Source organism: Streptomyces callyspongiae (assembly GCF_047200695.1).
Lineage (GTDB): Bacteria > Actinomycetota > Actinomycetes > Streptomycetales > Streptomycetaceae > Streptomyces.
In genome coordinates this window covers 84,465-103,379 of the sequence record NZ_JBJZOM010000003.1, presented here as the reverse complement: position 1 = coordinate 103,379, position 18,915 = coordinate 84,465, and the positions used below count along the sequence as shown (strand labels likewise).

At 73.1% G+C, this 18,915-nt stretch carries 18 protein-coding genes; 12 read left to right on the top strand and 6 right to left on the bottom strand.

Annotation, left to right across the window (positions count from 1 at the left end):
- Positions 1-140: 140 nt before the first annotated feature.
- Positions 141-863: a trimeric intracellular cation channel family protein gene (locus ACL06G_RS03480; RefSeq protein ID WP_412785416.1), complete on the top strand. Its 723-nt coding sequence runs from the start codon at positions 141-143 to the stop codon at positions 861-863.
- Between the two features lie 103 nt (positions 864-966).
- On the top strand, positions 967-2,676 hold the full coding sequence (locus ACL06G_RS03475) for a COG1361 family protein (RefSeq protein ID WP_412835387.1): 1,710 nt from the start codon (positions 967-969) through the stop codon (positions 2,674-2,676).
- A gap of 73 nt (positions 2,677-2,749) precedes the next feature.
- Here ACL06G_RS03475 and ACL06G_RS03470 read toward each other — a convergent pair whose 3' ends face one another.
- On the bottom strand, positions 2,750-3,730 hold the full coding sequence (locus ACL06G_RS03470; protein WP_412835386.1) for a serine hydrolase domain-containing protein: 981 nt from the start codon (positions 3,728-3,730) through the stop codon (positions 2,750-2,752).
- Between the two features lie 41 nt (positions 3,731-3,771).
- Between ACL06G_RS03470 and ACL06G_RS03465 the strand changes: the two genes are divergently transcribed.
- Positions 3,772-4,479: an HAD family hydrolase gene (locus ACL06G_RS03465; protein ID WP_412835385.1), complete on the top strand. Its 708-nt coding sequence runs from the start codon at positions 3,772-3,774 to the stop codon at positions 4,477-4,479.
- 40 nt (positions 4,480-4,519) lie between these two features.
- Here the strand turns inward: ACL06G_RS03465 and ACL06G_RS03460 are convergent, their stop codons facing one another.
- Positions 4,520-4,993, bottom strand: coding sequence for a GNAT family N-acetyltransferase (locus ACL06G_RS03460; protein ID WP_412785413.1), 474 nt, complete (start codon positions 4,991-4,993; stop codon positions 4,520-4,522).
- A 70-nt stretch (positions 4,994-5,063) separates the two neighbouring features.
- Here ACL06G_RS03460 and xth point away from each other — a divergent pair, with 70 nt between their 5' ends.
- The 3 genes from xth to ACL06G_RS03445 all read left to right on the top strand — a co-directional run bounded on the left by xth (position 5,064) and on the right by ACL06G_RS03445 (position 6,833).
- A complete protein-coding gene (gene xth, locus ACL06G_RS03455; RefSeq protein ID WP_412785412.1) occupies positions 5,064-5,867 on the top strand; it encodes an exodeoxyribonuclease III in 804 nt (267 codons plus the stop codon).
- A gap of 84 nt (positions 5,868-5,951) precedes the next feature.
- A complete protein-coding gene (locus ACL06G_RS03450; RefSeq protein ID WP_412835384.1) occupies positions 5,952-6,563 on the top strand; it encodes a dihydrofolate reductase family protein in 612 nt (203 codons plus the stop codon).
- A 27-nt stretch (positions 6,564-6,590) separates the two neighbouring features.
- A complete protein-coding gene (locus tag ACL06G_RS03445; protein ID WP_412785477.1) occupies positions 6,591-6,833 on the top strand; it encodes an acyl-CoA-like ligand-binding transcription factor in 243 nt (80 codons plus the stop codon).
- Positions 6,834-6,840: 7 nt separating this feature from the next.
- Here the strand turns inward: ACL06G_RS03445 and ACL06G_RS03440 are convergent, their stop codons facing one another.
- Positions 6,841-7,641 (bottom strand): MerR family transcriptional regulator, encoded by an 801-nt coding sequence (locus ACL06G_RS03440; protein WP_412835383.1) that lies wholly within the window; start codon positions 7,639-7,641, stop codon positions 6,841-6,843.
- 226 nt (positions 7,642-7,867) lie between these two features.
- Between ACL06G_RS03440 and ACL06G_RS03435 the strand changes: the two genes are divergently transcribed.
- The 4 genes from ACL06G_RS03435 to ACL06G_RS03420 all read left to right on the top strand — a co-directional run bounded on the left by ACL06G_RS03435 (position 7,868) and on the right by ACL06G_RS03420 (position 12,744).
- The gene (locus ACL06G_RS03435; RefSeq protein ID WP_412835382.1) at positions 7,868-9,433 is read left to right on the top strand and encodes a flavin-containing monooxygenase; all 1,566 of its coding nucleotides are present in this window, start codon (positions 7,868-7,870) and stop codon (positions 9,431-9,433) included.
- Positions 9,430-10,413 carry an alpha/beta fold hydrolase gene (locus tag ACL06G_RS03430; RefSeq protein WP_412835381.1) on the top strand — a complete coding sequence of 328 codons (984 nt, stop codon included), beginning with the start codon at positions 9,430-9,432 and terminating at the stop codon, positions 10,411-10,413. Before ACL06G_RS03435 ends, ACL06G_RS03430 begins: the two co-directional genes overlap by 4 nt.
- Positions 10,410-11,294, top strand: a complete 885-nt coding sequence (locus ACL06G_RS03425; RefSeq protein ID WP_412835380.1) for an SDR family oxidoreductase — start codon at positions 10,410-10,412, stop codon at positions 11,292-11,294. The genes ACL06G_RS03430 and ACL06G_RS03425 overlap by 4 nt, the downstream gene beginning before the upstream one ends.
- Before the next feature lie 235 nt (positions 11,295-11,529).
- Complete coding sequence (locus tag ACL06G_RS03420; RefSeq protein WP_412785407.1) at positions 11,530-12,744, top strand: nitric oxide synthase oxygenase; 1,215 nt, start codon at positions 11,530-11,532, stop codon at positions 12,742-12,744.
- A gap of 28 nt (positions 12,745-12,772) precedes the next feature.
- On the opposite strand, the gene ACL06G_RS03415 is transcribed toward ACL06G_RS03420, so the two are convergent.
- Positions 12,773-12,976 carry a DUF397 domain-containing protein gene (locus ACL06G_RS03415; protein WP_412835379.1) on the bottom strand — a complete coding sequence of 68 codons (204 nt, stop codon included), beginning with the start codon at positions 12,974-12,976 and terminating at the stop codon, positions 12,773-12,775.
- The gene (locus ACL06G_RS03410; protein ID WP_412835378.1) at positions 12,969-13,793 is read right to left on the bottom strand and encodes a helix-turn-helix domain-containing protein; all 825 of its coding nucleotides are present in this window, start codon (positions 13,791-13,793) and stop codon (positions 12,969-12,971) included. The genes ACL06G_RS03415 and ACL06G_RS03410 overlap by 8 nt, the downstream gene beginning before the upstream one ends.
- A 129-nt stretch (positions 13,794-13,922) precedes the next feature.
- Here ACL06G_RS03410 and ACL06G_RS03405 point away from each other — a divergent pair, with 129 nt between their 5' ends.
- Together ACL06G_RS03405 and ACL06G_RS03400 are read left to right on the top strand one after the other, a co-directional pair.
- On the top strand, positions 13,923-14,240 hold the full coding sequence (locus ACL06G_RS03405; protein WP_412785404.1) for a hypothetical protein: 318 nt from the start codon (positions 13,923-13,925) through the stop codon (positions 14,238-14,240).
- A gap of 203 nt (positions 14,241-14,443) precedes the next feature.
- Positions 14,444-15,439, top strand: coding sequence for a hypothetical protein (locus ACL06G_RS03400; RefSeq protein ID WP_412835377.1), 996 nt, complete (start codon positions 14,444-14,446; stop codon positions 15,437-15,439).
- A 35-nt stretch (positions 15,440-15,474) separates the two neighbouring features.
- On the opposite strand, the gene ACL06G_RS03395 is transcribed toward ACL06G_RS03400, so the two are convergent.
- The gene (locus ACL06G_RS03395) at positions 15,475-18,903 is read right to left on the bottom strand and encodes a S41 family peptidase (RefSeq protein ID WP_412835376.1); all 3,429 of its coding nucleotides are present in this window, start codon (positions 18,901-18,903) and stop codon (positions 15,475-15,477) included.
- Positions 18,904-18,915: the final 12 nt, after the last annotated feature.

Sequence of the window (18,915 nt, the reverse complement as noted above, 5' to 3'; positions counted from 1 at the left end):
TGCCACAACGAGCCGGTGGCCGCCGCGTCACGTTCCGTGCCGCTGTCCGCGCGCTCCGCGGCGTTTCGCGCCGGGAGCCGGGCGTCGTAGCGTTTCCGGGCACGTGTGAAAACCGAGGGGGAGAAGGAGAGCAGCGACGCATGACCGACTGGCTGTCGCCGGCCGCGGTGTCGGAGGTGACCCGCGTGCTGGACCTCGCGGGCGTCTTCGCCAACGGGCTGCTCGGCGGAGTCCTCGCCCGCGGCAGGAAGCTCGACCTTCTCGGGTTCCTGCTCATCGGCGTGGTGTCCGGGCTGGGCGGCGGCGTCATCCGGGACGTCCTGCTGCAGCACGGCCCGCCCGTCGCGCTCACCGACTACGCGTACCTGCCGGTGGCGGTCGCAGGCAGCCTGCTGGCCTTCGCGATCGACCTGCGGCGCCAGACGTCGAGCCGCACCTTCAACGCGCTGGACTCCGCCGTGCTCAGCTTCTGGGCCGTCGCGGGGGCACAGATGACGCTGGCCACGGGACTGGGGTGGCTGCCCGCCGTCCTGCTGGGCATGACCACGGCCGTCGGCGGCGGCGCGGTGCGCGACCTGCTGCTCGGCACCACTCCCGGCATCTTCCTCGGCGGCAGCCCGCTGTACGCCACCGTCGCGCTGCTGGTCAGCGGGGTGATGGTGGTCTCCACGGAACTCGGCGCGCCCACCCTCGGCATCGTCGCGGGAGTCCTCCTCGGCATGGTGCTCCGGCTGACGGCCCTGCACCGCGAATGGGTGCTGCCCGGCGACCGCGACTGGCGGCCGCGCTCGGCGCTGGACCGCATGCGGCGGCGCTCCGGCTACGTGCGGCGGCGCCGCGGCGGCGGAGAGACCGAAGCGTGATCTGCGGCGGTACAACCCGACAGGTGGTGCGGAGGTCTCGCAAGGGTGTGGCCGCCCCTGCGGGCGGCCTTCGCCGAGCACTCGACACCACCGAGGAGTATCCGTGCGCCGCCATACGCGCCCGAGACCCGGACGCAGGGCTGTCAGCGGCCTCGCCGTCGCAGGCCTCCTGGCCTCGCTGACCGCCGGAATCGCCCGGGCCGACGACACCACCACCCGGGGCACGTCCGCCGAGCCGATCCCCGTCGCCCTCACCGGGCCCGACCGCCACGGCATGGCGACCGGGCAGGACTATCCCGCGGACGGCGAACCGTCGTTCTCGGTCGGCCTGCGCGGGCCGGGCGAGGCCGAAGACGGAGGCACGACGACCTCCCTCCACGACGGGGAGTTCACCGTCACCATCGACGCCGGCGGGCTCGAGGGCGTCGCCGATGTCGAACTGCCCTGCGACGCCGACGGCCTGGTCGCGACCTGCACCGGCTGGAGCGTGTACCCGGGCGAGGTCTACAACAAGGACTGGGACGTACGGCTCCGCGCCGCGGACGGCGCCGAGGCGGGCGCCACCGGCACCCTCCGCATCACGGGTGAGGGCGACGGGCTGGACTTCACCGGCAAGACGGTGGAGGTCCGCGTCGGCGTCCCCGACTTCGGGATGCGCACCCTCACCGAGCCGGAGGGCTTCGAGGCGGGCGACGTGTTCCAGGGCCGTCTCGGCTTCCGCAACACCGGCGAGATCGCCGCCGACCGGGCCGTGCTCCGCTTCAGCGGCAGCCGCGGCCTGAGCTTCCCGCAGCGCTTCAGCAACTGCTCCTACGCGGTGCACAGCAAGGACAACCTGACGCGGCTGCGGAAGGTCGCCGTCTGCACCTTCGACGGCCCCTTCGCGCCGGGCGACGCCTACCGGGTGGCCACTCCGGTGAAGGTCAGGACCGCCGACTTCGCGCTGCGCGACATCTTCGGCTACCGCTTCTCGGAGACCGCGCCGGACGACTTCCCCGGCGGCTACGAGCAGGGCGACGGCCCCGAGCTCACCCTCGAGCCCGCCACCGGCGGCACCTACCGGAACTACGCCGAGGTCGACCTCGCCACCGGCAACACCTACGACCTCGACCTGACCGGCGAGCGTGTCGACGGCGCCGAGGGCGACACGGTCACCGCCGAGGTGGCGCTGCACAACCACGGCCCCGCCTGGTTCAACTCGCTCCGCGCGGGCGGCAACGAACCCTTCGCCTTCAGCGTCGGGATCCCCGAGGGCGCCTCGGTCGCGCAGGCTCCCGAGGACTGCGGACCGCTCCAGCAGGACGGCGGGAGCGGCGTCACCTACCGGTGCTGGACCGAGACCCCGCTGCTGGAGCAGGAGACGCGCACCTTCCCCTTCGACCTGCGCATCGACGAGGTCGTCGAGGGGGCGAAGGGCCTGGTGACCCTCGGCCGTACGTTCCCCTCGGAGGGCGCGGAGGCCAACGACGACGGCTGGATCGTCCTCAACGGCACCGGTGACGAGGAGACGCCGGGCGACAGCGCCGGAACCGGCTCCGACGGCCCGGACGACTCCGACGACGGAGGCACCGGAGGCACCGGTGGGAACGACGGCTCCGACGACGACGCGACCGCTGCCGGGGGCACCGGCAGCAGCGGCGCGGGCGACCAGGACGGCGGGGCCGACACCGACGGCGGCAGCCTGGCCCTCACCGGCACTACCGCGATGACCGCGGGCGGCGCTGCGCTCGCCCTGCTCGCCGCGGGCGGTGCGCTGCTGCTGGTCCGGCGCCGCCGCGCGGCCACGGCGACCGCGGCGGACGCCGCGGCCTGAGCCTCCGGCGCAGCCCCGGCATCGCCACGCCACGACTCCCGCCCGGCCGCATCGGCCGGGCGGGAGTCGTGCGTCAGCCGGGCCCCGGCCCGAACGCCGTGCGCACCAGGGACGCGGCGAGACGGTTCACGTCCGCGGTCTCCTCGTTGCTCAGGACCACCACCGTGGCGTCGAGTTCCGGTAGGCGGCCGAGGAAGGACCGGTAGCCGGGGTTGTCGCCGGTGTGGAAACGGGCGGGATGCCCGGCCACGGTGCCGAGAAAGCAGCCGTAGCCGTAGCCCACGGCCCGGACGTCCCCGTCGCCGTCCCCCACTGCCGCATGCGGCTCGAACATGGCGTCGAGGGAGAACCGGTCGAGCAGAGCCCCGTCGTGCAGTGCCTCGCCGAAACGGGAGAGGTCGCCGACCGTGGACCTGACGTCTCCCGTGCCCACCAGGTCCGTGAGGTCCTGGACCGATGGTGCGGCCTCTCCGTTGTGCCGCCCCTCGGCAACGTCCTCGCCCGATTCCTGGCCCGCAGAGGTCGACTGCATTCGCAGCGGCCGGAAGATCCTCTCCGCGACCAGCTCCCGATACGGCGCACCACCGGCCCGCTCCAGCACTGCGGCGAGGACCACGAATCCGGGACTGCTGTAGCGGAACGGTCGCGGCAGCGGCGCCTCCGTCGGCGGAGCAGCGGCGACCGTCGCCAACAACTCCTCGCGGGACGGCAGTCGGTTCTCCCAGGACGGCCACAAGTCACCCCAGTGGCCGACTCCGGACGTGTGTGTGAGCAGGTGGTGCACCGTGACCCGGGACCACTGCCGGGGCCATGACGGAAACCACCGACGCACCGGGTCGTGCAAGGAGAGATACCCGTCCTCCGCGAGCAGCAGAGCCGAGGCAGCCGCGAACTGCTTGCTCACCGACGCCACCTGGAACACGCTCTCCGGCCGGCAGTCCCGCCCTTCTCCGGCGGGCCCTCGCGCCCGTTCCACCACGACCTCGCCGCCCCGCACGACGCGGACGGCGCCGCGTACCGCTTCGGTCCCGTGCTCCCCGTGCGTGCCCGTCACCGTGCCTCCCTCTGGTACAAAGCACCATGCCCCCTCAGCCCGTGACCGGCCCCGAGGGCCCGATACGCCCGCGCGCCGCCCAACTGCCCCAGCCCGTGCGAGCGGTGCTGTTCGACTTCTCCGGAACCCTGCTCCAGATGGCGGACTACCCGGACCGCGTGCGCGCCACCCTCGGACGGGCCGTGGACGAGCGGGAGATGGACCGCATCCTGACCGGCCTGGAGGACGCGCTCGCCGATCCGGACGTGGCCGCCGCGCAGCGTGGCCGCGACGTTTCCTCGCGGGCGCACCGCCGGGCCTTCACCCGCTGGTATGCCGCCGTCCCCGAACTCGCGCCGGTTGCCGGGGCGTTGTACGACCAGCTCCGTTCTCCCGCGCACTGGGTGCCGTACGAGGACGCCTCCGCCGCGCTGGCCGCGCTGTACGGCGCGGGGATCGGTGTCGGGGTGGTCAGCGATGTCGGCTGGGACCTGCGTCCCACTTTCGCGCACCACGGCCTCGACGGGTACGTCTCCGCGTGGGTCCACAGTTTCGAGCACGGCACCGAGAAGCCCGACCCGGCGTTGTTCCGCGAGGCGTGCGCGCGGCTCGCGGTCTCACCTGGGGAGGCCCTGATGGTCGGTGACGTGCCGGCCAAGGACGGCGGTGCCGCGGCGGTGGGCATCCGCTCCTATGTGCTGCCCGCCGGCCAGGTGCCGGGCTCCGTCCGGGGCCTGGACGCGGTGCTGCGCCTCGCCGGCGTGGCGTAGCGGAGGTGTGCCGTCCGGGGCGGGAAGGTGCGCGCCGGGTTCAGAGCTGCTTGGCGTAGCAGCGGCTGTCGCGGTGGAACCGGTAGTGGCCGAACTTGGTGACCTGCTGGTAGCCGGACGACTCGTACAGCGCCATGGCCTCCGGCTGGTGGATGCCGGTCTCCAGCACCATCCGTGTCCGGCCGGCCTCCCGGGCGCTGTCCTCCAGCGCGGCGAGGATGCGGCGGGCGAGACCCTTGCCCCGTGCCTCGCGCACGACGAACATCCGCTTGATCTCCGCGTCCCCGTCGTCGTAGCCCTCGTCGTTGCGGTCCTGGGTGCGCCAGCCGCCGGTCGCCACCGGGCGGCCCTCGTCGTCGCAGGCCAGCAGGTACAGCCCGTGCGGCGGGTCGAACATCTGCGGATCGAGTGGCGTGACGTCGGTCTCGCCGTAGCGCTCGACGTACTCCTCCTGCACCGCGCCGTCCAGTGTGCGGGCGTCGGGGTGGTCGTAGCGGATGGGACGAATCTGCATACCGGCATCGTAGGGCGCGCCGCCGTCCGGGCGCCTCGGCGCGGGTGGCCGGGTGCGTAGGCTGCCTCCCATGCTCACCGTGACTTCCGTGAACGTGAACGGCCTGCGCGCCGCCGCCCGCAAGGGCTACCAGGAGTGGCTGGCCGCCACCGAGGCGGACGTGGTCTGCCTGCAGGAGGTGCGGGCCGAGCGCGACCAGCTGCCGGAGGCGGTCCGTGAGCCCGCCGGGTGGCACGCCGTGTACGCGCCGTCGTCGGCGAAGGGCCGGGCGGGTGTGGCGCTGCTGACCCGCCGGGAGCCGGAGCGGGTGCGGGTCGGTTTCGGCGTGGCGGAGTTCGACGACGCGGGTCGCTACCTAGAGGCGGACCTGCCGGGTGTCACCGTGGCCAGCCTGTACCTGCCCTCGGGCGAGGTGGGGACGGAACGGCAGGAGGAGAAGGAGCGGTTCACGTCCGCTTTCCTTCCGTATCTGAAGGAGTTGCGCGAGCGTGCTGCGGCGGACGGCCGGGAGGTGCTGGTCTGCGGCGACTGGAACATCGCGCACCGTGAGGCGGATCTGAAGAACTGGCGCGCCAACCGCAGGAACTCCGGGTTCCTGCCGGAGGAGCGTGCCTGGCTGGACCGGGTGCTGGACCCGTCGGACGGCGGCTTCACCGATGTGGTGCGCTCGCTGCATCCGGAGGAGACCGGCCCGTACTCGTGGTGGTCCTACCGGGGGCGCGCCTTCGACAACGACAGCGGCTGGAGGATCGACTACGCCATGGCCACTCCGGGCCTGGCGGGGCGTGCGGTGAAGGCGTACGTCGAGCGGGCGGCGACGCACGCCGAACGCTGGTCGGACCACGCGCCGGTCACGGTGGTCTTCGACCGCTGAGGCTCCTGGCGAAAGTCGGTGGCACGGAGGGCGCCCGGCGGCTTCACTGGGCGGCAACCGGTCAACGGCTCAACGGGGGGTTCTGTGCGTCAACTTGTCTATTGCGTGGCCTCGACTCTGGACGGCTTCATCGCCGGCCCGGACGGGGCCGACCCGACCGGGCCGGGCGGGTTCTGGCCGGTGCCCGAGGACTACCTGGCCCATCTCGTCGCCGAGCTGCCGGAGACGCTGCCCGGCCCGGCGAGGGAGGCCTTCGGCATCACCGCCGAGGGGCGCCGTTTCGACACGGTGCTGGAGGGGCGCCGCAGCTACGAGGTGGGGCTGGACGCCGGGGTGACCGACGCCTATCCGCACTTGCGGCACCTGGTGTTCTCCCGGACGCTCGCCGGGAGTCCGGATCCGGCCGTGGAGGTGGTCGCCTCCGATCCGGTGGCGACGGTGCGGGAGCTGAAGCAGCAGCCGGGGAAGGACATCTGGCTGCTCGGGGGCAGCGGGCTGGCGGGTTCCCTCCGTGGTGAGATCGATCGGATGCTCGTGAAGCTCGGGCCGCTGACGCTCGGCAGCGGCATTCCGCTGTTCTCCGGTGCTACTCCGTTCGCCCCGCAGGCCTGGGAGTTGCTCGCTCACACGGTGCTGCCGAGCGGTGCCGCCTTCCTGGAGTACCGCCGCGCCGCGGCCGGGGACCCTGCCGCCTGACCGTCGCCCTTCCCTCCTCCCGCCGCAATCGCGGCGGGAGGAGGGAAGGGCTCGGGGAGCGTTGACGCCACCGACCAGTCGCGTGAGTTGTTCGCGGGGGCGCTCGCAGCGCGTCGGCCGGAAGCGGGAGCGTTGCGCCTGCGGGTCCTGGCCGCCGCAGCGCTGGCCGCACTGACCACGGCCCTGACCTTCTGGGTGGACGGAGAAGGGGGCGACGATCTTCCCGCGCTGGTGGACGAGGCGTTCCGGGCGCCGCGCGCCCAGGGCTGACGGGCGGTCAGTCGCGGCCCGTTCCGCCTCCGGTGGCGGAGTCGCCGAACCACGCGGCCGCCTCCTCGCCGACGCGCCGGTCCAGGGCGAGGCCGAGCTCGGCGTCGACGACCTGTTTGGCGACCGGGCTCAGGCGCCGGAGTGTCGCCGCGACGTGTTCCGCGTCCGCGGTGGAGAGGTCGCCGGGGAGGACGTAGCGGCGGAGCATCTGCGCGAACACCTCGGCGATCGCGTCGACGTGTTCCCGCAGGTGGCGTCCGGCGCCCAGGACGGCGGACAGCGGGATGCCGTCGTGGACGAGGGCGGCGGACGCGTCGAGCAGCCGCCGGCTGACGTGCACGATCTCGTCGCCGTCGACGGAGAGGTAGCCGATGTCGAGGGCTTCGGCGAGGTCCTCGGCGGTGACGTCGCTGCCGAAGCGGTCGGCGAGGTCCTCGGGGGTGAGGCTCACCGGGGTCTCGTCGGAGAACGTGCGGGTCAACTGCGAGTCCATGCCGAGCAGGGCGGCGGTCGAGCTGCTGGTGCGGCCCTGCTCGAAGGCGTCCATGAGGTCGGCGATGCCGCCGAGGGTGTGGCCGCGGGCGAGGAGCGTGGAGATGGTGCGCAGCCGCGCGAGGTGGTGCTCGTCGTACCAGGCGATGCGGCCTTCCCGGCGGGGCGGCGGCAGGAGTTTGCGTTCGCGGTAGAAGCGCAGGGTGCGTTCGGTGATGCCGGCTTCCCGGGCGAGCTCCGCGGCCCGGTACTCGCGGTGTTCCTCCGTCGTCCCGTCGGGCGGGGACGGGACTGCTTCCTGCTCTGGCTTCCCCACGCGCCCACCCTATGCCGGGCGGTGGCGGGCAGGTGTCGCCGCAGGCGGGGGCGGTCGGCGGCAGCATTGGCGTAACCACCGGTAACTCATCCGTGCGTGACCCCTACCCATCGGTACGCACATGCTCTACTCTCCCGACAGTGCCAGTGATTACTGGCACTATCCGCGTCCGGTCCGGCAGGCGGCGCGGCGACAGCAGGAGCAGACCCGGTGGGGAGGCGGCGCGATGGCAGCCGAGCGCGAGCACGAGCACGTACGGGTGGCGGTGATCGGATCCGGATTCGGTGGCCTCGGCGCCGCCGTCCGGCTGCGCCGCGCGGGCATCACCGACTTCGTGGTGCTGGAACGCCGTGACGCCGTCGGCGGCACCTGGCGGGACAACAGCTACCCGGGCTGCGCCTGCGACGTGCCCTCCCACCTGTACTCCTTCTCCTTCGCACCCAACCCGGAATGGCCGCGCAACTTCTCCGGGCAGGAGCACATCCGCGCCTACCTGGAGCGCGTCACGGACACCTTCGGGCTGCGCCCCCACCTCCGCTTCGGCCGCGAGGTGCTCCACATGGCCTGGGACACCGAGGAGCTGCACTGGACGGTCGAAACGTCGCGGGGCACGCTCACCGCGGACTTCGTCGTCTCCGCCACCGGACCGCTGTCCGACCCGAAGATCCCGGACATCCGGGGCCTGGACACCTTCGAGGGCAAGGTCTTCCACTCCGCGCAGTGGGACCACGACTACGACCTGCGCGGCAAGCGCGTCGCCGTGGTCGGCACGGGTGCCTCGGCCATCCAGATCGTCCCGGCGATCCAGCCGGACGTCGAGCGGCTCACCGTCTTCCAGCGCACCCCGCCCTGGGTCATGCCGCGCATGGACCGCGAGATCAGCGCCCTGGAGCGCCGGCTGCACACCGTGCTGCCCTTCACCCGGGCCCTGCGGCGCCAACTGCTGTGGATCGTCCGGGAACTGCAGGTCGGCGCGTTCACCAGGCACCCGGGGCAGCTGGGCCTGGTGGAGAAACTCGCCGCCGCCCACATGAAGAAGGCCATCAAGGACCCGGAGATGCGGCGGCAGCTGACCCCGGACTACCGGATCGGCTGCAAACGCATCCTGCTGTCGAACACCTGGTACCCGGCGCTGGCACAGCCCAACGTCGATGTCGTCGCCTCCGGGCTGAAGGAGGTCCGGGGCAACACCCTGGTCGCCACGGACGGCACAGCAACCGAGGTCGACGCCGTCGTCTTCGGCACCGGCTTCCACGTGACCGACATGCCCATCGCCACGCGCATCAAAGGCGCCGACGGCACCACCCTCGCGGAGGCGTGGCGGGACGGCATGGAGGCGCTGCGCGGCTCCACCGCGGCCGGATTCCCCAACTTCATGACCGTCATCGGCCCCAACACCGGCCTCGGCAACAGCTCGATGATTCTCATGATCGAGTCCCAGCTGAACTACATGATCGACCACCTGCGCCGGCTCGACGCCCTCGGCGGCAAGGTGGCGCTGACGGCGCGCCGTTCGGCCGTACGGTCCTGGAACGCGCACATCCAGGACCGGATGCGCCGCACCGTGTGGAACACCGGCGGCTGCGACAGCTGGTACCTCGACGCCAACGGCCGCAACACCACCGTGTGGCCCGGCACCACCGCCGAGTTCCGCAAGGTCACCCGGCGCCTCGACCTGGACGAGTACGAGGTGCTGCGGAGGCGGCCCACCGCCGACGAGGAGCAACCGCCCGTCGCGGCCGGCACAGCCGACCCCGCCGACGCCGACATCAGCCTGAAGGAGGCTTCGTGAGCAGCCCGAACACGCCGTCCGACCGGTACGCCCCTCCCGCGCCGCGCCGCGAGGCCACCGCGGTGTCCGAGGACGGCGCGACCCTGCACGTCGAGGAGCACGGTCCGGCCGACGGCCCCGCAGTGGTGCTGGCGCACGGCTGGACCTGCTCGACGGACTTCTGGGCCCCCGTCGTCCGGGCGCTGACCGCCGACGGGCACCGCGTGGTCGTCTACGACCAGCGCGGACACGGCCGTTCACCCGCCGCCGATCCGTCGCAGTACAGCACAGGGAAGCTCGCCGACGACCTGTGCGCGGTCCTGGACACCGTGCTCGGCCCCGGCGAACGCGCCGTGATCGGCGGCCACTCGATGGGCGCCATGACGCTGATGGCCGCGGCCGAACGTCCCCGGCTGCGGGAGTGCGCCGCGGCGCTGCTGCTGTGCAGCACCGGACCTGCGCAACTGGTGCGGGAGAGCACCGTGCTGCCGCTTCCGCGCGGGCGGGTGCGGACCTGGCTGACGGCCCGGCTGCTCGGCACCCGCGCACCGCTCGGCCCCGTCACCCCCGTCTCCCGCCGCATCCTGCAGTACGCCACGATGGGCCGCCCCTCGACGCCCCGCCAGGTGGAGACCTGCGCGCGGATCGTGCACGCCTGCCCGCGCGGGGTACGGGCCGGCTGGGCGCACGTCCTGGACGAACTGGACCTCGAGTCCGGCCTCGCCCGGCTGACGCCGCCCACCGCCGTCGTCGCCGGCACCGCCGACCGCCTGACGCCTCTCGTGCACGCCCGCCGCATGGTCGAGGCCCTGCCGCACTGCACGGGGCTCACCGAGCTGCGGGGGCGCGGCCACATGACGCCGGTCGAGGAACCGGAGACCGTCACCGGCGTGCTCGCCGACCTCGTGCGGGAACACCTCGTCGCGGACACCGTTCCCGGCCGGGCGGTGCCCGGGCAGCGCGCCGCGGCCGACCAGGAAGCGAAGGAGGAGAGCGCATGAGCCGCAGGAACCTCGACGGCCAGGTCGTCGTCGTCACGGGCGCCGCCCGGGGGATCGGCGCACTGCTGGCACGGAAACTGGCCGCCCGCGGCGCGAAGCTCGCCCTCGTCGGCCTGGAACCCGAGGAGCTGCAGCACGTCAGCGCCTCGCTGGCCACCGAGTCCGCCTGGTGGCACGCCGACGTCACCGACCCCGAAGCGATGGCACGGGTCGCCGGGGAGGTCACGGAGCGGTTCGGCACGGTCGACGTCACCGTCGCCAACGCGGGAGTCGCCTCCGGCGGGCCCTTCATGGAGTCCGACCCCGCTGCCTGGCGCCGCGTGATCGAGGTCAACCTCATCGGCGGCGCGGTCACCGGCCGCGCGTTCCTGCCGGCGCTCGTCGCGTCACGCGGCTATTTCCTCCAGGTCGCCTCCCTCGCGGCGATCACCCCCGCGCCGATGATGAGCGCCTACTGTGCCTCCAAGTCGGGCGCCGAGGCGTTCGCGCACTCGCTGCGCGCGGAGGTCGCCCACCGCGGGGTGCGGGTCGGTGTCGGCTACCTGAGCTGGACGGACACCGACATGGTGCGGGGCGCCGACGAGGACGACGTCATGCGGGACCTGCGGAAGCGGCTGCCCTGGCCCTCGAACAAGACCTATCCGCTCGAGCCCGCCGTCGACCGGATCGTCGCCGGCATCGAGCGCCGCTCCGCCCACGTGTACGCGCAGTGGTGGCTGCGCGGCATGCAGGGAATCCGGGGCTACCTGCCCTCCCTCATCGGCACCGTCGGCCCGCGGGAGATGCGCCGCTTCGAGCCGCGCCTGCGAGCGGGCGGCACGCACCGCGGCCTGGTCGGCGCGGGCGGCGAGGCGGACGAGAAATCCCGGCAGGAGCGGTAGAGCGGGCCTGGTACTCCTCTGCGGCAGCACGGCACCGGCCCCGGCGGAGGGTGCCGTGCTGCCCGCACGCGGCGTGATCGGACGGCTCGCCTCCGCACGTGTGGCAGGTGGCACACTCCACACACTTCGTGAGCGCACTGCCCACGAAAGCCGGATCCCGATAGCGTGGGGCACCCCGCGTTTACCGAGTCACCGCGAAGGGCGGCAGCGACCGATGCCGCTCGCGAGGAGCAGCATGCACGCCGACCCGCCGCCGACAGGTTTTCCGACCCAGAACATGCCCGGAGCGCGGGGCCTGCACGCGCCGGCCCCGCCGTCGGTGCATGCGGGGAACCGCGTGGTCGACCTGGGAGAGGCCGAGAACTTCCTGCGCCAGTACTACTCCGAGCAGGACGACCAGCCGGTCACGTTCGCCCGCCGCCTGTACCAGATCCGCGCCGAGGTCGAGAACACCGGAACCTACGTGCACACCAGCGACGAGCTGACGTTCGGCGCCCGGGTGGCGTGGCGGAACTCGGCGCGCTGCATCGGCAGGCTGTACTGGAACAGTCTGCGGGTGCGGGACCTCAGACATGTCACGAGCCCCGAGGGCATCTTCCACGAGCTGTGCGAGCACCTCCGCCTCGCGACGAACGGCGGCCGCATACGCCCGGTGATATCGGTCTTCGCTCCCGACGCGCCCGGCCGCCCCGGCCCCCGGGTGTGGAACGACCAGCTCGTCCGCTACGCCGGGCACCGCCGCTGGGACGGGGCCGTCGACGGCGACCCGGGGCTGGTGGACTTCACCGACATGCTGCGCTCCATGGGCTGGCAGGCACCGGGCACCCCGCACGACCTGCTGCCGCTGGTGATCGAGACGCCCGGCGACAAGCCGCAGCTGTTCGACGTGCCGCGGGACTGTGTCATGGAGATCCCGCTGAAGCACCCCGACCACCCGTGGTTCGCGCACCTGGGGCTGCGCTGGTATGCGGTGCCCGCCATCTCGCACATGCGGATGCGGGTCGGCGGCATCGACTACGGGCTCGCCCCCTTCAACGGCTGGTACATGGGTACCGAGATCGGGGCCCGCAACTTCGTCGACAAGGACCGCTACGACCTGCTGCCGCTCATCGCCGAGCAGCTCGGGCTGGACACCCGCAGCGAGTCCACCCTGTGGCGGGACCGGGCGCTCGTCGAGATCAACGTGGCGGTCCTGCATTCCTTCGAGGCCGCCGGTGCAAAGATCACCGATCACCACACGGAGTCGCAGCGCTTCCTGACCCACCTGGAGAAGGAGGAGCGGCAGGGGCGGATCGTGCCCACCGACTGGAGCTGGATCGTGCCGCCCGTCTCCGGCGGCGTCACCCCGGTGTTCCACCGCTACTACGACGAGGCGGATCTGCGGCCCAACTTCTACCTGGACGAGAACGCCCGCGCGCGCAGCCGCGGGCAGTGCCCCTTCGGGTACTGAGGCGGGGCGGCCGGGGGCACGCTCCGCCTCAGCGGAGCGTGCCGAGGAAGGTCTCCCAGGCGGCGGCGGGGAACAGGAGTGTGCCGGCTGCGTGGGAGGCCGAGTCGCGGACGGGAACGCGGTGCGGGTACCCGTCGGCGACTTCGACGCAGTTGCCGCCGTCCTGGTTGCTGTAGCTCGACTTCCGCCACCGGAGGACGGGTGCGGCGACGGTGCTGCGGTGGTCACGCATCGGGGAGTCCCTCCACGAGGTCGCGTACGAACGCCACGGACCGGTCGGGCGGCAGGGCGTGGTCTCGCACGTGATCGTATGCGAGGCGCAGCTTCTCCACCTCCCCTACGTCCTCGGTCAGTTCGCCTGCGTAGCCGCTCTCGGTGTAGGCGACGGTGGTGCCGTCGGGCAGCCAGAGGAGGGTGAGGGAGGTGCCGACGAGGCAGTGCAGGCCGGCCGACAGCGGCACCACCTGGAGGGTGATGTGGGCGTGCCGGGCTGCGGTGAGCAGTGCGTCGAGCTGTGCGCGCCAGGTGGCCGGGTCGCGGGTCGGGCGGCGCAGGACTGCTTCGTCGACGAGCGCGCGGAAGGGGAGCGGTGCGGGCCCCTCGTGCAGGAGATGCTGGCGGCCGAGCCGGGCGGCGACCTGCTCCTCGACGTCCTGTGTGTCGGTGGGGCGGGCGGCGGAGAGCAACTCCCGTGCGTAGGCCTCGGTCTGAAGCAGCCCGGGAATCGTCGAGGGCGCGTACTCGTACCGCACGGAGGCGCGTCGTTCGAGTTCCATGAACCGCTTGTAGCGGTCGCGGAAGGCGTCGTCCTTGGCCAGTTCCCACAGCAGTTGCAGATGGCGGTCGGTGCCGTGGACATCGTCCAGCGCTGCCATGACCTGGAGGGAGCCGAGTTTCGCTCCGGTTTCGAGCTTGTGGAGGTAGGAGCGGTCGAAGGTGGTCAGGTCGGCGACGGCGGCCAGGGACAGTCCGGCCTCGCTGCGCAGGCGGGCGAGTTCGGTGGCGAGGAGTCGACGGGCCGATGCCCGTGCGGTCGTGTGTTCGGGCATTCGCTCTCTCCTGTGGTCCGTCCTCGTGGGGCCACACGGAACTCCTTCCGGACACCCCCCTGCCGCGTCACACTGTGACGATACGAGCACACAGTGCAGCAGAACGTCAGGGAAACGAGGCGACCAGCGGTGGACGAAAGAGCAGAACCCCCTTCCGACCTGGCGATGCGGGCCGTGCGCAGCGCACGGGAGGACGCCTGCGGGGAGGACGTGGATCCGGACGACGCGGTGCGGGCGTTGCGGCTGGCACTGCACGCCGCACGGATCACGTTGCCGGATCTGCGGGCGGACGGTTGCTCGTGCGGGTATGCCGTGACGGCGCCGCTGGTGGAGCTGGGGAACGTCCGGCCGGACGTGGCGCTGCAGTTGGCCGAGGTGGTCTCGCAGGGGGCGCTGCACGCGGCGGTGCGGGCGGCCAACGCCCGTTCGCGCGGGGAGAGGCTCTGACCGACCGGCGGACGTGCGCAGGTTGCACCGAGGTGTTGGGGTGCGTCTCGCGCAGCGTGACGGAGTGTCTGTGATCGTCACACGGGGTGTAATCTGCCGCTGAACGGGTTGCCTCGGTGCCGGAATCGAGGCGGCCCCCGACCGGTGCGCCAACACCGCGTCGAGGGCCTACACCCGGAGGACTGAACAGAGGAGTCCCCGGAATGCTTCGGCATGTTATCTCGGCTGCGCGCGCCTTCGCGCAGATCCCGCACGGCATCATCCGCAGTCCCAGGCTGACCTCGGACGCCAAGAATCTGCTCATCTGGCAGTTGTCGCTGCATCCCGACGACCGGGAGTGCCTGAGCGACACCGCCCGCAAGGCCGGTATCCCGAAGACCGCGTTCCAGCGGGCCAAGCGCACGCTGCTGGCCGAGGGATACCTCCACGAGTGGCGGATGCAGGCCGCGCAGGGGCGGTTCACCACCGTCCAGCTCGTCTCCAACGTGGTGCTGACCCCCGAGGAGGCAGCCGCCGTACGGGACGGCCGGCGGCGGGCGCCCGGCGCGTCGCGACTCGTGGCGCCGAGTGCCGCGGAACCGGCCGTCGGTGGGCCGAACGACCGGGCCGTCGGCGGTCAACCGAAGAAGAACACCAGGGAGAACACCCACCGACCCACCGCACCGGCCCGGCCGCCCGTACCGGCGCGGCGGCCGGAGGCGCCCGAGGCGCCCCAGGCGGTGCAGCCGGCGGTGACCGCACCGGCGCCACCGGAGGACGGTGCTGCGGAGGAGCTGCTGCGCTCGCTGGCACGGACGCAGCCGAGACTCGCGATGTCGGCCCGCACGGTGCGGCGTTGGGCGCCGTTGCTGGAACCGTGGCTGGCGGGCGGACTGTCGTCCGCCCGTATCCGGGAGGCGCTGACGCAGGGGCTGTCCGACGCCCGGTCGCCGCTCGGGGTGCTGCGGTGGCGGCTGGAACACGCCAGACCCGAACTGCCCCCGCCGCCCCCGCCCGTCGAGCACGTGCCGCCGCGCGTCACCGCGATGCGGGAGTGCGAGGGGACGCACACGCAGCCGCTGCTGTTCAGACCCGTGGACGGCGAGACCCGCTGTCCCGCCTGCCGGTCCGGCGGCGACGCACCCCGGCCCGTCGGGTCCGGCTTTGCGGCGTTCCTCGCCGCACGGGCCCCGCGGGCGGTGGGACCGCGGCCGGTGTAGCGGAAGCCGTCCGCCGGGCGGCTGGTGCGCCGCGCTCACGCCTCCGGCCGGGGCGGGAGCGGCGGGCGGCGCCGGTCCGGCACCTGGCCCAGGTCGGGCGGGGCCGCCGCCGGGTGGCGTGCCAGCCGGTCCAGGGCGGTGCGGACGGCCGCCCGGAGCACGGTGTGGCGTCCTTCGGCCCAGTCCTTCGGGGCGCGGTCGGCCTCGATGTCCGGATCGACGCCGTGGTTCTCCACCGACCAGCCGTACTCGTGGAACCATGCCGCGTTCATCGGCACCGTGATCACCGTGCCGTCGCCCAGCCGGTGGCGGCCCGTCATGCCGACGACGCCGCCCCAGGTGCGGCTGCCCACGACCGGGCCGAGGCCGAGCAGCCGGAACGCCGCGATGATCATGTCGCCGTCGGAGGAGGTCGCTCCGTCGGCGAGCGCGACGATCGGGCCGCGCGGGGCGTTGCTGGCGTAGCTGACGGGCTGCGCGTTGCGCGTGACGTCCCAGCCGAGGACGACGCGGGTCAGCTTCTCGACGACGAGTTCGCTGATGTGGCCGCCCGCGTTGCCCCGTACGTCCACGATCAGCGCCGGGCGGGCCATCTCCAGGCGCATGTCCCGGTTGAACTGTGCCCAGCCGGAGCCGCCCATGTCGGGGATGTGCAGGTAGCCGCACTTGCCGTGGCTGAGGTCCCGCACCACCTCCCGGCGCCGTGCCACCCAGTCCTGGTAGCGCAGCGGCCGGTCGCTGATGAGCGGGACGACCGCGATGCGGCGCGGCGGCCGGTCCGGATCTGTGCGGGAGAAGGTGAGCTCGACGGTGGTGCCGCCCGCCGCGGTCAGCAGCGGCCAGGGGCCGTCGATCGGGTCCACGGGGCGGCCGTCGATGTGCGTGACGGTCGCGCCCTCGCGGACGCCGAGGCCCGCCAGCGGCGAACGCGCCCGCGAATCGGAGGAGTTGCCGGGAAGGATGCGGGAGATCTGCCACTCGCCCGCCTCGGTGCGGGTGAAGTCCGCCCCGAGCATGCCCATGGGGCGCTGGTAGTGCGGGGGGCCCTCGTCCCGGCGGGCGGCGGCCACGTACGCGTGGGAGGTGCCCAGTTCGCCCAGCACCTCGCGCAGCAGGTCGGCGAACTCGCCGGGTGTCGCGACGCGTTCCACCAGCGGCCGGTACTGGTCGAGGACCGCGTCCCAGTCGATGCCGCACATCTCCGGGTCCCAGAAGTACGCCCGGGTGATGCGGCCCGCCTCGTCGAAGGCCTGCCGCCACTCCGCCGCCGGGTGCACCTCGTGCTGGATGCGGCGCAGGTCGACGAAGGTCATCGAATCGGCGTCGGCCGGCTCGTACGCCGGGATCACCCGCAACTCGCCCTCGTCGCTGACCACCAGGCGTGCGCCGTCCCCGCTGAGCGCGAACGAATCGATGAGGCCGGTCAGTTCGGTACGTTTGGCCTTCGCGAGATTGAAGTGCTCCAGCGTCGGACGGCCCGAGGTGTCGGACGGGTTGACGAACGTCTCTCCGAGCGCGCCCGAGATGGGGTAGCGCAGCCAGATCACGCCGCCGCCGCGCACCGGGCGCAGCCCCGAGTACTTGGAGGCCGCCACCGGGAACGGCGTCACCCGGTCGGGCAGCCCCTCCGCCTCGACCAGTGTCGTGCCGTACTCGACCGAGGAGTCCTGCGGGTCGAGCCCGCCCGCGGCGGGGCGCCCCTCGGGCGAGAGCGCGAACGGCGACAGTGTCGCCGAGGAAAGCGGCACCAGGTACGGGCGGCAGCCGAGCGGGAAGGACAGGTCGCCGGTGTGCACGTCGTGCACCGGGTCGAAGCCCCGCCAGGACAGGAACGCCAGGTAGCGGCCGTCGCGGGTGAACACCGGCTGCTCGTCCTCGAACCGTCCGTCCGTGACGTCGACGACGGTGCGGGGGCCGCCCAGCCGCCCGAGCTTGATCTGGCTGAGGGAGCGTCCGATGCCGGGATGCGCCCAGGCGAGCCAGCCGGCGTCGGGGGAGAACGCGAGATCGTGCACCGGGCCGTTGACGGAGTCGATGAGCTCGGTGATCCAGGTCTCCGCGGTCCTCGGCGGAGGAGCGGTCGGCGGCTCCTCCACCGCCCCCTCGGCGGCCCCGGCAGCAACCTCCGCCGCCTCGTCCGCTCCGTCGGGGGACTGCGCGGACGCCCCCTCGGGGGACCACTGGGGCGGCCCGGTGGCGTCCTCCGGACGGCGCACGTCGATCAGCAGCAGCCGGCCGTCGTGCGAGGCGACGGCGACGGTGCCGCCGTCGGGGGAGGCGACGATCTCCCGCACCCGCCCGATCCGTCCCTGCGCCACACGGCGCGGCGACTGCGGGCGCGTCGCCCGCGGCAGGTCCGCGATCTCCACGCAGTCCTCGCCCTCCGCGTCCGTGACGTACGCGACGCGGCCGGTGTCGCCGAGGATCACCGGCAGCCGCACCCGCACGCCCGGAGTGGTGACGAGCGCGCGGGCCGGGCCGTCCCGGTGCGTCAGCCAGTACAGCGCGCCGCGCACGCACACCGCGCTGGCCCGCCCGGTGTGGTCCACGGCCAGCGAGTCCACGTGCGCCACCGCCGGTACCTGGTACGGACGCCGCCCCGCGCGCGGCCCGCCGAGCCGTACCGGCACCCGCCGTGGCCGGCCGGTGGGGGAGAGGTCCTCGACCAGCCACAGTTCCCCCGCGCACTGGTACACCACGCGCTGCCCGTCGGTGGCGGCGTGGCGGGCGTAGAAGGCGTCGTGGTCGGTGTGGCGCCGCAGGCCGGTGCCGTCGGGGCGGCAGGAGTACAGGTTGCCGACGCCCTCGTGGTCGGAGAGGAACGCGACCCGGTCGCCCACGAGCATCGGGCAGTCCAGGTGCCCCCGCAGGTCCGGGAGCAGCTGCTCGCCCCCCAGCCACAGTCGTCCCGTCGCCCCGCCCCGGTACCGCTTCCACGCGGCCGGCTCGTGCGGCGGTGTGCCCGCCAGGAGGAGCGTGCGGTGCTCGCCGTCCCGCTCGTCCTCCGCGATGTGGGCGACCGGCCCCCAGGGCAGCTGCTGCCCCGGGCCGCCCCCGGTGCCCACCCGGTAGGCCCAGGTGAAGTGGGAGAACGGCTGGTCGTGCGAGGCGACCGCCAGGACGTCGCTGCGGCCCTCGCCGTCCGGCGGGGTCCAGCCGCAGACCGTGGTGTCCGGGGAGCCCCAGTAGGTCAGGCGGCGCGGCGGGCCGCCGTCGACGGGCATCACGTACACCTCGGGGTCGAGACTGCGCCAACCGGTGTAGGCGATGAACTGCCCGTCGGGCGAGAAGCGGGGGTGGTCCAGCCGGGTGCGGTCGACCGTCAGGCGCCAGGCCCGTTCCGGTGCGGCGCCCTCGCCCGCCAGCGGGGTCAGCCACAGGTCGTCCTCGGTGATGAAGCAGGCCAGGTCGCCGTGGAGGTGGGGGAACCTCAGGTACGCGCCGTTCTCCGTCACCTCCCCCATTCTTCCGTCCGG

Bases quoted from the DNA above. Each gene is read 5' to 3' on its own strand.
- ACL06G_RS03480 (WP_412785416.1), top strand. From the start codon at position 141: ATGACCGACTGGCTGTCGCCGGCCGCGGTGTCGGAGGTGACCCGCGTG.
- ACL06G_RS03460 (WP_412785413.1), bottom strand. From the start codon at position 4,993: ATGCAGATTCGTCCCATCCGCTACGACCACCCCGACGCCCGCACACTG.
- xth (WP_412785412.1), top strand. From the start codon at position 5,064: ATGCTCACCGTGACTTCCGTGAACGTGAACGGCCTGCGCGCCGCCGCC.
- ACL06G_RS03435 (WP_412835382.1), top strand. From the start codon at position 7,868: ATGGCAGCCGAGCGCGAGCACGAGCACGTACGGGTGGCGGTGATCGGA.
- ACL06G_RS03425 (WP_412835380.1), top strand. From the start codon at position 10,410: ATGAGCCGCAGGAACCTCGACGGCCAGGTCGTCGTCGTCACGGGCGCC.
- ACL06G_RS03420 (WP_412785407.1), top strand. From the start codon at position 11,530: ATGCACGCCGACCCGCCGCCGACAGGTTTTCCGACCCAGAACATGCCC.
- ACL06G_RS03415 (WP_412835379.1), bottom strand. From the start codon at position 12,976: ATGCGTGACCACCGCAGCACCGTCGCCGCACCCGTCCTCCGGTGGCGG.
- ACL06G_RS03410 (WP_412835378.1), bottom strand. From the start codon at position 13,793: ATGCCCGAACACACGACCGCACGGGCATCGGCCCGTCGACTCCTCGCC.
- ACL06G_RS03400 (WP_412835377.1), top strand. From the start codon at position 14,444: ATGCTTCGGCATGTTATCTCGGCTGCGCGCGCCTTCGCGCAGATCCCG.
- ACL06G_RS03395 (WP_412835376.1), bottom strand. From the start codon at position 18,903: ATGGGGGAGGTGACGGAGAACGGCGCGTACCTGAGGTTCCCCCACCTC.